At 65.1% G+C, this 13,494-nt stretch carries 11 protein-coding genes; 3 read left to right on the top strand and 8 right to left on the bottom strand.

All coding sequences use genetic code 11. The features are described from left to right. Positions 1-109: 109 nt before the first annotated feature. The gene (locus FJW08_RS07725) at positions 110-1,111 is read left to right on the top strand and encodes an NADP-dependent oxidoreductase (protein WP_140810071.1); all 1,002 of its coding nucleotides are present in this window, start codon (positions 110-112) and stop codon (positions 1,109-1,111) included. A gap of 58 nt (positions 1,112-1,169) precedes the next feature. Here FJW08_RS07725 and FJW08_RS07720 read toward each other — a convergent pair whose 3' ends face one another. The 6 genes from FJW08_RS07720 to FJW08_RS07695 all read right to left on the bottom strand — a co-directional run bounded on the left by FJW08_RS07720 (position 1,170) and on the right by FJW08_RS07695 (position 7,249). Further along, positions 1,170-1,835 (bottom strand): GntR family transcriptional regulator, encoded by a 666-nt coding sequence (locus tag FJW08_RS07720; RefSeq protein ID WP_140759811.1) that lies wholly within the window; start codon positions 1,833-1,835, stop codon positions 1,170-1,172. A 522-nt stretch (positions 1,836-2,357) separates the two neighbouring features. Continuing rightward, positions 2,358-3,389, bottom strand: coding sequence for a hydroxyacid dehydrogenase (locus FJW08_RS07715; protein WP_140810010.1), 1,032 nt, complete (start codon positions 3,387-3,389; stop codon positions 2,358-2,360). 359 nt (positions 3,390-3,748) lie between these two features. After that, positions 3,749-3,943, bottom strand: coding sequence for a hypothetical protein (locus FJW08_RS07710; RefSeq protein WP_140759807.1), 195 nt, complete (start codon positions 3,941-3,943; stop codon positions 3,749-3,751). 66 nt (positions 3,944-4,009) lie between these two features. Then, positions 4,010-4,213 (bottom strand): hypothetical protein, encoded by a 204-nt coding sequence (locus FJW08_RS07705; protein ID WP_140759805.1) that lies wholly within the window; start codon positions 4,211-4,213, stop codon positions 4,010-4,012. A gap of 209 nt (positions 4,214-4,422) precedes the next feature. Beyond that, the gene (locus tag FJW08_RS07700) at positions 4,423-5,631 is read right to left on the bottom strand and encodes an NAD(P)/FAD-dependent oxidoreductase (RefSeq protein WP_181182859.1); all 1,209 of its coding nucleotides are present in this window, start codon (positions 5,629-5,631) and stop codon (positions 4,423-4,425) included. A gap of 94 nt (positions 5,632-5,725) precedes the next feature. Further along, positions 5,726-7,249 (bottom strand): formyl transferase, encoded by a 1,524-nt coding sequence (locus FJW08_RS07695; RefSeq protein ID WP_140810008.1) that lies wholly within the window; start codon positions 7,247-7,249, stop codon positions 5,726-5,728. Positions 7,250-7,534: 285 nt separating this feature from the next. Between FJW08_RS07695 and FJW08_RS07690 the strand changes: the two genes are divergently transcribed. Both FJW08_RS07690 and FJW08_RS07685 read left to right on the top strand, forming a co-directional pair. Continuing rightward, positions 7,535-9,664, top strand: a complete 2,130-nt coding sequence (locus FJW08_RS07690; protein ID WP_140810007.1) for a Wzz/FepE/Etk N-terminal domain-containing protein — start codon at positions 7,535-7,537, stop codon at positions 9,662-9,664. A 1-nt stretch (position 9,665) separates the two neighbouring features. Continuing rightward, entirely contained in the window at positions 9,666-11,000 is a 1,335-nt protein-coding gene (locus FJW08_RS07685) for a VpsF family polysaccharide biosynthesis protein (RefSeq protein WP_140810006.1), read from the top strand. A gap of 8 nt (positions 11,001-11,008) precedes the next feature. On the opposite strand, the gene FJW08_RS07680 is transcribed toward FJW08_RS07685, so the two are convergent. Together FJW08_RS07680 and FJW08_RS07675 are read right to left on the bottom strand one after the other, a co-directional pair. After that, positions 11,009-12,277, bottom strand: coding sequence for a cellulase family glycosylhydrolase (locus FJW08_RS07680; RefSeq protein ID WP_140810005.1), 1,269 nt, complete (start codon positions 12,275-12,277; stop codon positions 11,009-11,011). Then, on the bottom strand, positions 12,274-13,443 hold the full coding sequence (locus tag FJW08_RS07675) for a DUF1972 domain-containing protein (protein WP_140810004.1): 1,170 nt from the start codon (positions 13,441-13,443) through the stop codon (positions 12,274-12,276). Before FJW08_RS07675 ends, FJW08_RS07680 begins: the two co-directional genes overlap by 4 nt. Positions 13,444-13,494 lie beyond the last annotated feature (51 nt).

The following is a 13,494-nucleotide window of genomic DNA, read 5'->3' as shown; positions in this document are numbered from 1 at the left end:
CCAACAAGGCGAAGGATTTCATGCGCATGCGACACGCAACCACGACAAACCTGGTCAAGCCGGCCTGTTTCGTGCCGGACATCGAGAAAGATTTCAGAAAGCGAATATGATGAAAGCCTTCGTCGTCGACAAATATCAGAAAAAAGGCGCGCTGCGGCTTGCCGACATGCCGCAGCCGGAGCTGGGAGACAATGATGTCCTGGTAGAAATCCATGCCGCCGGCGTGAACCTGCTGGATTCCAAAGTCCGCGACGGGGAGTTCAAACCCCTGCTGCCCTATCGCCCACCCTTCATCCTGGGCCATGACGTGGCCGGCATCGTCGTGCGGGCCGGATCGAAGGTCCGCAAGTTCAAAGCCGGTGACGAAGTCTATGCGCGGCCGCGCGATGGCCGGATCGGGACTTTCGCCGAATTCATCGCCATGGATGAGGCCGACGTGGCCCTGAAGCCGAAAAACCTCAGCATGGAGGAGGCCGCCTCCATTCCGCTGGTCGGCCTGACCGCCTGGCAGGTGCTGGTCGAAAGGGCAGGGCTGAGGAAAGGCCAGAAGGTCTTCATCCAGGCCGGCTCCGGCGGGGTGGGCACGTTTGCCATCCAGCTGGCGAAGCATCTCGGCGCGACGGTTGCGACAACGGCGAGCGCGGCGAGTACGGATTTGATGAAAAGTCTCGGCGCCGATGTCGTCGTCGATTATCGCAAGGACGATTTCGAGAAGGTGCTGCAGGGCTACGATGTCGTCGTGAACAGCCAGGATGCCAAGACGCTCGAGAAATCGCTGGGCGTGCTGAAGCCGGGCGGGAAGCTAATTTCCATTTCCGGTCCGCCTGATCCCGAGTTCGCCAGGAAGCAAGGCCTGAACATCGTGCTGAAGCTGGTGCTGAGGCTGCTTAGTCTTGGCATACGCCGCAGGGCCAAACGCGCCGGCGTAGACTATTCCTTCCTGTTCATGTGGGCGCAGGGCGACCAGCTGAGCCGGATCACGTCGCTCATCGAAACCGGCGTCATACGTCCCGTCATGGACCGGACTTTTCCGTTCGAACAGACCAACGAGGCCTTGGCCTATGTCGAAACGGGACGTGCCAAGGGCAAGGTGGTCGTGAAGGTCAGATAGGGACAGTCGGGAGCCGCAGGACCCAATTTTGCGGCGATGCGCGGTTCTCCAGCCGGCGCTAGCCCGCCGGCCCTGTCTCTACCTCCTGGAGATAAAAAACCTTGCTCGGCTGGAGATGGTCGACGCAGAGCTGCGCCAGAACCCAGTTGTCGCTGCGTTTCAGCGCCTCGATCATCATCAGGTGGTGCTGGCGCGAGATGTCGAGCTTGTCCCGGTCGGCCAGCGAATTGGCCCGTACCGGCAGGCTGAGGCGCATATAGTGCTCGATCGAGGACACCAGATAGGCGTTGCCGCAGGCCGAGAACATGGTGAGGTGGAAACGGTCATTGGCCTCGTGGATGCCTCTGAGATAGCCGGCGTCGACATGGCCGCTGTAGACGTGGTGGATCGCGGTCAATTCGGCGATCAGCGCGTCGCTCGCCGGCAGGCGGATCATCAGCGCGGCCTGGCGCTGCAGCATCTCGCGCACCTCGTAGATCTGGCGGACCTCCTCGGGCGCGAGCCGGCGCACCATGGCGCCCTTGTTGCGCTCGCGCGTGGCGACGCCGAGCCTTTCCAACTGGTACAAGGCCTGGCGAATGGTGTGGCGCGAGACCGGGAAGCGGGCCAGAAGCACGTCCTCGACCAGGCGCGTGCCGGGCGCCAGACGGCCGAAGATGATGTCTTCTTCCAGCGCGTGGACGATATCGGCTTCCTTGCCGCCATAGTCGACCGTGTTGAGCATCGCGACCCTCTCGTTGGCCCGGCCAAATCATCATTGGCCCCGACCACTCTAGCCTTCGCGCGCGAGGCTGGCCACAAGCTGGTCAAGGCGCGGGTCGTCGAGGCTGACGACGCCGGACATCGGCATCGCCTGCCGCGGGCTGCGACCCTCCTGGCGCATGAGGACCGGCAGACAGACCGGCCCCTCCGGTCTGGACGCTGCCAATATCGCTGCCTGCGGGCCGACAGGGAAAGGCCCGCCACCGACGCGACTCGTGACGGGCCTTCTGGAGTACGCCGGGCTTTCCACCCGCCCGGCCATTGCAAAACCCGCCGGCGGCGCGATCGTTCCTATCCCCGTATAAAATCATAGAACCGACGGGGGCAGACCCCCGTCACGGACGACAGCTTGTCGCGCTTCACCAGGGGCGGCTTCTGATAGGTTTTTTATGTGAATTCCCCTTTCCCGATACGCCGGAGAAAGCGCCCGCACCGGACTTTTTTCAAGCTTTCGCCAAGGTAAGCGTCTCGGCATGGGCCGGGCCTAGTTCCTGTCCGACGGCTTCGAGCGCATCCTCGAGACCGTCTCGCGCTCGGCGCGTTTGGAGCGCATCGGCGGCAGGCCGCGATCGATCAGGTCCATGTCTTCCAGCACCATGTCGCCCATGCGCTTGAAGGCGATGTCGAGGGCGCCGGCGCGATGGGCGGAGCGCAGGAAGCCGGGCAGTGCGCGCACGGGATGGTCGCCCGCCAGCGGCTCTTCGGGGAAGACGTCGCTGGCGGCAAGGATATGGCCGCTCTTCACCGCCGCCATCAAGGCGGGGAAATCGACCACGCCGGCACGGCTGAGCAGGATGAAGGCAGCGCCTTGGCGCATGCTGGCGAAAGCATCGGCGCCCAGAAAACCCTGGTTCTCGGAGGTCACCGAGGCGACGACGAAGACGAAGTCGCTTTGCGACAGGACCGCGTCCAGCGAGGCCGGCTCGACGCCATTCTCGCTGAGTATCGACGGCGGCAGCCAGGGGTCGAACACCTTCGTGCGGGTGCGGAAGCCCGACAGCAGGCGGTTGAGCGCGCGGCCGAGGTCGCCGAAGCCGATGATGCCGACATCGGCGCCCGAAAGCAGCCGCGCGGTCCGGTTGCCTTCGCCGCCCCACAGCTCCTGCCCTTGGCGGAAAGCGAGGTCGGCATCGACGATGCCGCGGGCAAGGTTGAGCGCCATGGCCAGGCCGAGCTCGGCCACCGGCTCGGCGAAGACCAGGCCCGTGGTGACGACATGGATGCCGCGCGAAAACAGCGTTTCGTAGGGCATGTTGTCGAGGAGATTGCTCTCGACGTTGAAGACGCAGCGCAGCGCCTTCATCGCTTCAAGCGTCTCGGGCGAGATCGGCGGCTGGCCGACGATGTAGCGGGCCTCGGCCAGCACCCCGGCCGGCAGTCGCGCCACGCCGTCCGGCGTCGTCTCGACGATCCGGTAATGCGCCCTGAGCCGCGCCAGCTGCGGCGGCGTGAAGATCAGCTCGAGCGTGCGCGGCTCGGGCGCGCTGATGACCAGCGGCAAGGCGGTGTCTGACATGGCAAGGTCCTCCCGAAGCGGCTTGTGGCGCTTTCTCGGTCCTAAATCTATCCCGGACTGGCGGATTTAAAAGCATGGTAGACCGATTTACCCGGCGCAGGAGCGTTTCGCTCGAAATCAAGATGGCCGTCCTGGCACGATTGACATTCGCTGCGAAGCCGGTCTTCACTGCGGTATCCAATAGGGGGAATAGCTGATGAAGAAATACGAGAAGCCGACTTGGCAGAAGCGCGAACGGCTTTCGGCCGTCACTGCTCAAACTGTATCTTCGGGTGCGCCGACCTGAGCGCATTCCGCTTGCCGAAACAAAGGCGCGATCGGTCGATCGCGCCTTTTGCTTTTGCGGAAAGAGCACGTCGTCACCTCCGCCGCTTTGGCGGTGGGGGCTTCTGTTGCTCGCCGCTCGGCTCGGCGGACAGACGCTGCTTGCGAAGGCGGGCGGTCTTTGCGTCGCGGGCCTGACGTTCGGCGTCGAGGATGATCCGCGACTCGCGATCCGCTCTCTCAAGCTTCTGCTTGTCGACCAATCGGGTCACTTCGTTCTCCGGCGGCATGTCACATTCCATAAAACCAACCGTGTGCGGCAAGGTTCCGCCGGATGCCGACTACGAGCGATCGCGTCAGGATTTTGCCTGGCCTGATCGTTCGTGGCGATGACTGGCCTGCCAACTGATGAGTTGGCGCTCGGCCTCGGATATGGTCACGCTCATCAAGCCATCAAATTCGGCCATGGCGTCCATATGCCCATGATCGATTATGGATTTGCGAAGAGTGCGCATCGCCAGAATGGCATCCTGCAACGCGCGGTCGATATTCTTGACCATGACAGGATCTCCTGCGGGCATAACCTGTCGGCGCACCGCTTGTTCCGACTGAACGGCACTGGATCCGCTTTTTTTCAGCGCTATCTCATTATGCCGGTGAAGCGCCCCGGCGCTTCCCTTCTGCCGCGGGGGGAGAGAAGGGAAGAGGTGCTGTCCTCACGGCAGCACCGGGAAGTGCCTTCAATGACGATAGAGGGGTGGGAGGCTGCTCAGGCCACGCCCGGCTCCCGCCGCAATCCCAAATGGGCTACCTTGCGGCCGATGATCATCAGCTGGCGTGCCGTGTTGTTACGCAGGCGCCGCGCGCGCCATTCCAGTCCGGTCTCGGTGGTGATCTGCCTGGCATAGACGCTCACACGCATGCCGGCATCATCGGAAGCGACCTTGACCGGATCGTCGTAAAAAGTCCCGATCTTGTCAGACGCCATGCCTGGTGTTTCCAGCCAGCGTGGAATGTGGACTGAATGGAGCTGATCGACGTCGATCATGACCCGCCCTATGCCGACCCCCGGCGTCGGGCATGTCGTACAGAACGCGTCGCCAATGAAGACGACCCCGTCGCGGCGATGGCCCTGCGTCGTGGTCAGATTGATCTGCCGGACCTCGACGGGACTCGCGACGGCGAAGTTGCCGCACTGCGCCGATATTTCGGGCATCAGCTCGCAAAGCATCTTTTGCGGATCGGCCCGGAAATCCCTCGTCCATTGGTCGGCGACGGTATGATAGACGAACATGTTGGCCCGCATCTTGTCGCCGAGGGGAAAAACGGTGATGTAGGCGACGCGATCCGAAGGCCGCTTGCCGTAGCAGGTGACGGCCCGAAAGCCGCAGTCGCGCTGGGAGATGGCGAGATCGAAGCCCATCGACAGCGAATGGGCTTTCGATTGCTCGACGCGCTCGACGCCGATGGCGCGGCGCACCGCTTCGCTGTGACCGGTGGCCACCACCAGGAGGCGTGCATCGATGATCCTGCCGTCGGTGAGCACAAGGCGCTGCCGGTCCGGGCCGGTCGAGACCTCGGCGACCTTGCCGACCGTAAGCGGCACTTGCGGTGGAAGGGCGTCACGAAGCCCGTTGATCAGCGCGCCATAGGAAAATGCATACTCCGGCCTGCGCTCACGCGCGAACAGCTGGCCGAGGCGGAAGACATGGATATCGTCGAACGGGGTGACGAGACGCATGATCGTTTCGTCGAGGCCGAGCTTCTTGAACAGCCGTATCTGATCGGTACCGATCTTCTCGGCCCGGAACTCGTCGTGATGAACCCGGTGCGGATCGATCAGCGCCACCTTGCGGCCGGCTTTTCCCAAAGCGGTTGCCAGCGTGGTGCCGGCCATTCCGGCGCCAACGATCGCCACATCGACCTCGGCCGGGACAGCCTCGATGGTGTTCATCTCGCTGCCCTTCATGCTAGTCATCGTCCTTCTCCACAAGCTGTGGCGGAAAATATCTTCCAGACGTAATCAACCTCAAGCAACCAGCGCGGGTGGCTGCTAGCAACAAACGTTTAGGTTAACTACGCCTCTTCTGCTTCCAGCGCGGCGCGATCGCCGAGCCATCGATGAATTCCAGGCCGCCCGCCTCGTTGAGCGTGTGCAGCTTACGCCCACTCCATAGCGCCCCGGGGGTTAAGATCGTCTCGACACGCTGGTCCATGCCGTTCAAATCAAGGTGAGTGACGCGTGCGATGCCAAGCGCGCCGCCGTAGCTCCTGCGGCAGTCCTGCACCGGGCGCAGCAATTGGCCATCACGTTCCACCATGCGGCCGGCCGGTCGCGCCGAGGCGATGTCGATCAGCACCGGATTTTTGGGATGCGGTGTCCACGGGCCGCGAAAGTTCGGCGCCGACCACAGATGCAGCGCGTCGGAGAAGGCGCCGCCGCCATCCCGGGCGATGCCTTCACCGTCCCGGACGGTGGCGAACATCCACCATGAGCCGCCATGCTCGACCAAGGTGGCGTCGCTGGCGACGATATCGGACAGCAGCGTCGCTTCCTTGACCCATCCGCCGGGGAAGGCCGTGGCGCGGTAGAGATCCACGGTGCGGTTGGCGCAGCTCTCCGGCACCATCCAGACCTCGCCGTCACGCTCGAAGACGAAGGGGTAGGAAAGATGGTAGGGCAGGTCGAGCACCGGCTCCGGGCGGCCGATCGGCCCCGACGGGCCGAACGGCACGGCGGAGATGATGGCTCTACCGAGACGGTGGATATAGTCCTCGACGAACAGGGTTACCTGTCCCCGGTAAAGGATCGGGAACGGATCGGCGTAGAAGCGGCTGCCATCATCGGGCAGCTCTTGCCAGCCCGATTCCGGATGCGCGCGCAGGTCGAACAGATCCCGCCCTCCCGTCTCGCGCCAGCCGACCTTCCAGTGCGGGGCGTTGTAGCAGAGATGATAGATCTTCTGGACGATGCGCCGCGCCAGCGCCTTGCCTGCCTTTACGCCGAGCTTGCCGGCCGAGGGCAGCGACGGCGCGGCCCTGCCGTCCGCCGGCTCGGGCAGGACGGGCAGGGCGCCGCGTGCAGCGCCCGTCACCGCCGCCAGGATCAGGCTTGCCGTGCGCGCCAGCATATCCTGGAACGATGCGAGCGCGATGCCGCCATATTCGGTTCCGAGCCGTGCTTCGGCGACCACGGCGCCGTTCTCCTCGATGCGGGCCAGCGGGGTCCGGCCATCGAGGATCGACGCCAAAAGGGCCGCTTCGCCGCCGGCGCCGTCATAGGTCACACGCCAGACGCGCGTTCCTTCCAGTTGCACGTCGCCGCGGAGGTCGAGCACGAGGTCGGGCGAGGCGGGAGGCTGCGTGCGCCAGGCTGCCAGCGCTGACAGCGGCAGGCGCTTGGCCAGCCCGTCCGCGGGCAAGCCATGGATGACCGTTTCAAGCTGGAACAGCGCAGCGACGCTGCCTGGAATGCTGCTCCCGCCTGGGCGTGCGTCGACGCGAACCTCGACATCCGTGAGCGCGGCCAGGCGCTGCAACAGCAGCAGGTGAAAAGCACGGAGGCAGTCGCTGTCCAGGCGCAGGCTCACCTGCATGTCGCACCCCTAGAATTCTGATGTTCGGTAACTGGCCGGTGTTCGATTTTTGGGCACGAGAGGTGGGCGACGGTTGGATTGGAGACCGATGTTTGCTCCATTTCCATTCGTTTCCCGCTCGCTTGCGCCCTGTCAACACGACCCGTGCCTCTGCCACGCAAACTCCGTGCCAAAAATCAGAAGAGCTCCCAACATAATTAACAGTGTTTTAACAGTTGGAGTAATAGCTAGGCTGAAGCCGCAATTTAATCTTTTGGGGCATATGGAGTGTTGTCGGAGCGACCTTTGCAATCATCCCTGCTCTCGTTGCCGCAACAACACGCTCCGGAGGTGATGCAATATGCGCCGGAGCCACCGCCGGCCGCGTCCTATCCATCCTCGACGGTCGAACTGGGTGACCTGAAGCGCATATTGGTGCGCCGCCGTTTCCTGATCCTCGCCACAGCCGCGCTGCTGACCCTTGGAGCGCTGCTCTATGGATTGTTCACGCCGGCGCTCTACAGCTCGGTGGCGGAGATCATCGTCGATCCGCAGGACTTGCAGGTGGTCACCAACGATGTCAATCCGAGCCGCGTTCCGCCCGATGGCGGCATCACCATGGTGGAAAGCCAGGTCGCCGTCGTCCAGTCGAGCAGCGTGTTGCTCAGGGCTATCGCGGCGACCGACCTGACCAAGGATCCGGAATTCAACGGACAGGGCGGGTTGTTGAGCCATTTGCTCGGCGGCGTGCTGGGCTCGGGTTCGGCCGAAACCGACAGGACGGGCAAGACGCTCGATGCGCTGCGCCGGCGGTTGGCGGTCAAGCGGGCCGACAAGGTGCTGGTCCTCGACGTGATCGTCACCGCCAAGAGCGCCGACAAGGCGGCGAAGCTCGCCAATGCCATCGCGCAGGCCTACCTGACGGACCAGGCCGCCGCGCGCGCCAAGATGGCCACGGACGCTTCCGACTCCATCACCGCGCGGCTGGACGAGCAGCGCAAGCGCGTCCAGCAGGCCGAGAATGCGGTCGAGGCCTACAAGTCCGCCCATAACATGGTGATGGCCGCGGGCAATCTGGTCAGCGACCAGGAACTGACCGAGATCAACACGCAGCTCGCGGCCGCGCAGAGCCGCACGGTCGCGCTGAAGGCGCAGGTCGACCAGTTGCGCCGGCCCGGCGGCGCGCCGGATGCGACCTCGGAAGCGATGCGCTCGGCGGTGATTTCGAGCCTGCGGGCGCAGGAGGCGACGCTGGTCGACCAGGTCTCCCAGCTCGGCACGGAACTCGGGCCGCGCCATCCCTCGATGATGGCGGCCCAGCAGCAATTGCGCGACACGCGCGCGCTCATCGCGCGCGAACTCGGCCGCATCGGCGCCGCCGCCGAAACCGACTACGAACGGGCGCTGGCCAACCAGCAGGCGCTGGAGGCCAAGGTCGCGGGCTTGAAGAGCAAGTCGCTCGACACCGACCAGGCCTCGGTCAAGCTGCGCGAACTGCAGCGCGATCTCGAGGCGTTGCGCTCCGTCTACGCCACCTATCTGCAGCGGGCGCAGGAAACGCGCGAGCAGGTGAATGTCGACAGCACCAATGCGCGCATCATCTCCAACGCCATGCCGGCGCTGAAGAAGAGCTGGCCGCCGCTCGGGCTGCTCGTGTTCGGCGCGTTTTTCGGCGGGCTGGGGCTGGGCACCGGCCTGGCGCTGATCGCGGAATATTCATCGCCGACGGTGCTTTCCAGCGCGCAGATGCAATCGGCCATCGATGCGCCGGTTGTGGGCGTGCTGCCGGCAAAATCGGCGCGCCGCCGCTGGTGGCCTTTCGGCAGCGCCGCCACGCCGGCCGGACAGAAGATGGACGCCGTCGCCGGACTGGCGCTGAGACGCCTGTTCTCCTCCAGCCAGCGTCCGCCGAACTGGCCGCTGGTGCCGTCCATCCTTGTGACGTCGGCGCCAGAGGACGCCGCGCAACGGGGCCGGGTGGCGCGCCTTCTGGCCAACGCGGCGGCTGCCAGGGGCAGCCGCGTCCTGTTCATCGACACCAATGCCGGCAAGGGCCAGAAGGAACCGCAGCCGGGCCTGCTCGACGTGCTGCGCGGCGAATATGCCTTCGAGGCGCTGAGCCAATACGCGCCCGGCAGCAACGTCGCCGTTCTGGGCAAGGGTCGGCCAAAGGCTGCCTTCTCCGAGGCGCAGGGCGTCTATTTCACGCAGCATATGCTGGCCCAGGCGAGCCGCAATTTCGAACTCGTCGTCGTCGACGGCGGTGCACTGGCCGACAATCTCAACGCCTCGCCGCTGGTCGCCATGGTCGACGAGATCGTGCTCGTCGCCACGCTCAACGCGACGCCGATGCGCGATGTCACGGCGGCCTCGCAGGCCATTTCCGTCATGGGGCGGTTGCCGACCGGCGCCCTGCTGGTCGACGAGGCGGCCTGATATGGTTGCCGTCCGGCCCGCTACCCCGGCGGCCGGCTGGGCCGGCCAGGGTCAAGCCGTGGCCGCGCCTCGCGGCGGCAATTCCCTCGATTGGGTGACCGGCTACGGCCTGATCGCCGCGGTGGCGCTGCTGTTCGGCATTTCGGGCGGCATGCTGTGGCTGGTGGGCTACAATTACGACGGCCTGATCGGCAATCCAGCCACCAAGATCCATCCCTCCACCTATCTGCTCGTGCTGATGTTTGCCTGGCGCGCCTGCACGTTCGGCAACCCGGTCGGCTACACGCTGGCCATCGCCGACAGGCGGCCGGCCAGCGCGCTGATGACCGTCATGTCGATCATGCTCCTGGTCGTCGTCATCGTCAGGCAGCGTCCCGGCATGGCCGGCATGATCGACACCTTCGTGGCGCCGGCGCTGCTGGTGATGATGCTGGCCGAGGCCGACGAAAAGATATTCGCCCGCATGCAGACCGTCGTTCACACGATCATGACTGTGAACGCACTGCTGGCACTGTTCGAGTTCGCCACCAAGACGCTGATCTTTCCCTATCGGCTCGACGGCGTGGTGTTCATGAACGACCTGCGCTCGACAGCCCTCCAGGGCCATCCGCTGTCCAATGCCACGATCACCTCGATCTACGTACTGGCGCTGCTTTCTGGCTCGCGGTCGCTGTCCATGCCGCTGCGGCTCGGGCTGATCGGCCTGCAATGCGCGGCGCTGGTCGCCTTTGGCGGGCGCTCGGCGATGGTGACGACGATCGTGCTCGGCGGTTGCTACCTGCTCCTCCAAGGCCTGCGCACCTTGCGTGCGGGGCGTATCAACCTGCTTGGCGCCGCACTTGGCCTCATCCTTGCCGCGCTGGTGCCGGTCGTTATCGTGCTCGCCGCTTCCTATGGCTTTTTCGACGCGCTGCTCGAGCGCTTCGTCTCGGACTCCGGCAGCGCCAATGCCCGCGTCGAGATGTTCGACCTGTTCAAACACTTCGAACTGCGCGACCTGATCATCGGCCCAGATATCGATCTCATTGAGAGCCTGCGCCGCATCAACGGCCTCGAACAGGGCATCGAGAACCCGATCATCCGCCTGATCCTCTATCAGGGCGCTTTCTTCACCCTGTTGTTGTTTTTCGGCTTCGTGCTGTTCATGCACGAAGTGGCGCGCCGCTGCCATCCCGGTATCTGGCTGCCGATGCTGGGCTGGCTGATCCTGCTCAACACCTCCGAAAGCCTGGCGTCCAAGACAACGCTGATGACCAAGTTCGTGGTGATCGCGCTGGCGCTCTACAGGCCGGTGAAAGTGGGGTTGCGGCGGCCGGCGCAAGCGCGGCGCGCGTAGCGCTTTCTCTACTCCGGCATCCTCAACCCAAGCGCCTCGACCATCGCCGGGTCCAGCGCCCGCGTCTTGTCGTCCATCATGCCCATGCCGTCGAAGAGGTCCCAGAAGGCCCAGGGGAAGCCTGATGCCTCGGCGCTCTGCCTGACATCGGAAATGTAGCGGGCGCGGTCGGGGTTGGGGGCGGCGACATAGCGAGCGTCGGTGCGCAGCGCGCCGAATTCGCCCATGATGACGCGCTGCGGCGCGATGCCGTGGCTGTCGGCCCAGTCGCGCGCCTGGCCGATATATTTGTCGACGAACCAGCGGTCGGGCCTGGCGTCGAAATAGACCTTCAGCACGCGTTCGGTTTCCTCGTAGGCGGCCTGCTTGTCCGCTTCGGAGGTTTCGGTGTCCTGAGCCATGCGCGCCCTGACCGAGGCCAGCGTCTGTTCCAGCGAACCGGTGGAGGCCGGCCATGGCACGTTGTTGAGCGCGCGGTAGACCGGTTCACGCATCCAGGGCGCGCCCTGATGGCTGAACAGATAGGGTTCGTAGAAATGGAAGGTGAACAGGATCGGCTCGAAGGCCGCCAGCGGCTCCGGGTCGAGCGCGGCGAGCCCGCTCACCATCGAGCCGCAGCCGCCGGTGACGACAAGCGGCAAGGTCCGGGATGATGCCCTGGCCGCCGTCAAAAGGGCCGTCTGGACGTTCGACCAGACGTTGGAGGAGCAGGATTGCGGCGGTTCGTTGACCGGTTCCAGCGCCACCATGCCCTGTGCGAACCGCTGCAGCCTGCCGGCAAGCGTGCCGACCAGCGTGCGATAGGCATCGAATTCCGGCGCGGCGGTGCTGGAGACCATGCGGTCTGGATTCCAGTAGTGGGTTGCGCCGTTGGCCTGCACGTTGACGATGATGCCGAGATCCGCATCGATGACGGCCATCACGGCATCGTCCAGCATCGTCAGCAATTTTGCGTGCGTGGCGGCGCCGGCGGCCAGGAACGGGCCGGGATCGACCGGCAGGCGGATGAAATCGAGCCCGGTCTGGCGCAGCCGGCGAAGGTCGTCCGGTTTCGGCACTGGCCGCTGCGACTGGAAGGGCGGCCAGGCATAGTCGGTGCGCGGTGCGGGAAACTCACGCGTCAGCGCGAACCAGGGCCAGGCATTGACGCCGCGGCGAAAGCGCCAGTCGCCGGTGGCGGCGAGCGCGGGCGGTGCGGAAGAAAGTGCTGCCGTGGCGGGCACCAGCGCCGTCGACAGCGCGGTCCTGAGCAGCCGCCGTCGGGACCAGCCCGTCATACGGCGCCGGGAGAGGGGCGGTCGACCGGTACGGGGCCGGCGGCGCCCACGCCCAGAAGCCGGTAGGCTTCGGTTTCATAGGCAAGCAGGACATCGTCCCAGCGGAAGACTTCATTGGCGCGGGCCCTGGCGGCCGCGCCGCAGGTCTTGACCAGGGTGTCATCCTCCAGCGCCTGTTGCATGCGTTCGGCGCAGTTACGCGCGTCGGTGAAATAGATGGCGGCCGCACCCGCGGTCCATCTGTTATAGGGGTTGTCGTGGGCGATCACCATGTTGCCGGCGGCCAGCGCCTCGACCAGCGACGGGTTGGTGCCGCCGACGGTGTGGCCATGCAGATAGGCGCGCGCATGAAAACGCAGCGCCTTGACCGCCGCCTGGTCGTAAATGGCGCCGGGCAGCACGACCGAGGCGTTGGCCGCGTTGCGGACGGCGACATGATAAGGGATCTGGTCTGAAAGCGTGCCCAGCACCACCAGCTTCATGTCGCGCTTCTGGCTGCAGAAGGCCTCGACGATGGGCAGGATGTTGTTGTCGGGCTCGATGCGCGCGATCGAAATCAGGTATTTGCCGGGCTCGAGGCCGAGCGCGCGCACCGGCGCCTCCGGTGCTGAAGCCACCGGGTCGGCGCCATAGGTGATGGTGGCGATTGCGCTGCGCGGCCGGCGCGTCGCCAGGTGATCGGCGATGACGGGATGGTCGGCGACCAGACGGTGCGAGGCCCAGGCGCCGATCCATTCGTTGAGCCAGAACCATGTGCGCGCCGCCACGCCCCATTTGGGCCGGCGCCACTCGATGCCGTCCATGTTCGTGATGATCCTGCGTCGCATCAGCCTCAGCCAGGTCAGGAAAACCGCGCCATTATAGCCGAGCACCAGGCAGACGCCGGGCCGGCGGGCGGCGTCGAGCACGCATTGCCAGTCGAATTCCAGCGTTGCGCGCGGGCCTTTCGAGGCGACCTGGACATGGATGAGCTCGATGCCTTTCCAGGTGTCGACGTGCACCCTCTGGTCGACCCGGTCGACCTCTTCCTGGCAGTAGACGCCGACCTTCCAGCCGCGCCCGACAAGAAACAGCGCCAGCTTCTCGGCGAAGGTTTCAAAGCCGCCATGGGCGGCGGGAATGCCGCGCGTCCCGAGGATCAGGATGGTGGGCGCTTCCGGTTTCATGGCTGCTGGCGCTTTCAAATCCGCTCGATTCCGCAATGCGCGGGCCGTCCC

Source organism: Mesorhizobium sp. B3-2-1 (assembly GCF_006439515.1).
Lineage (GTDB): Bacteria > Pseudomonadota > Alphaproteobacteria > Rhizobiales > Rhizobiaceae > Mesorhizobium.
The sequence above is the reverse complement of the archived record's forward strand: the minus strand, read 5'-3'. Positions and strand labels throughout refer to the sequence as shown.

What these genes read in the sequence shown, in the direction of transcription:
- FJW08_RS07725 (WP_140810071.1), top strand. Translation starts at nt 110, where the DNA reads ATGAAAGCCTTCGTCGTCGACAAATATCAGAAAAAAGGCGCGCTGCGG.
- FJW08_RS07720 (WP_140759811.1), bottom strand. Translation starts at nt 1,835, where the DNA reads ATGCTCAACACGGTCGACTATGGCGGCAAGGAAGCCGATATCGTCCAC.
- FJW08_RS07715 (WP_140810010.1), bottom strand. Translation starts at nt 3,389, where the DNA reads ATGTCAGACACCGCCTTGCCGCTGGTCATCAGCGCGCCCGAGCCGCGC.
- FJW08_RS07710 (WP_140759807.1), bottom strand. Translation starts at nt 3,943, where the DNA reads ATGCCGCCGGAGAACGAAGTGACCCGATTGGTCGACAAGCAGAAGCTT.
- FJW08_RS07705 (WP_140759805.1), bottom strand. Translation starts at nt 4,213, where the DNA reads ATGGTCAAGAATATCGACCGCGCGTTGCAGGATGCCATTCTGGCGATG.
- FJW08_RS07700 (WP_181182859.1), bottom strand. Translation starts at nt 5,631, where the DNA reads ATGACTAGCATGAAGGGCAGCGAGATGAACACCATCGAGGCTGTCCCG.
- FJW08_RS07695 (WP_140810008.1), bottom strand. Translation starts at nt 7,249, where the DNA reads ATGCAGGTGAGCCTGCGCCTGGACAGCGACTGCCTCCGTGCTTTTCAC.
- FJW08_RS07685 (WP_140810006.1), top strand. Translation starts at nt 9,666, where the DNA reads ATGGTTGCCGTCCGGCCCGCTACCCCGGCGGCCGGCTGGGCCGGCCAG.
- FJW08_RS07680 (WP_140810005.1), bottom strand. Translation starts at nt 12,277, where the DNA reads ATGACGGGCTGGTCCCGACGGCGGCTGCTCAGGACCGCGCTGTCGACG.
- FJW08_RS07675 (WP_140810004.1), bottom strand. Translation starts at nt 13,443, where the DNA reads ATGAAACCGGAAGCGCCCACCATCCTGATCCTCGGGACGCGCGGCATT.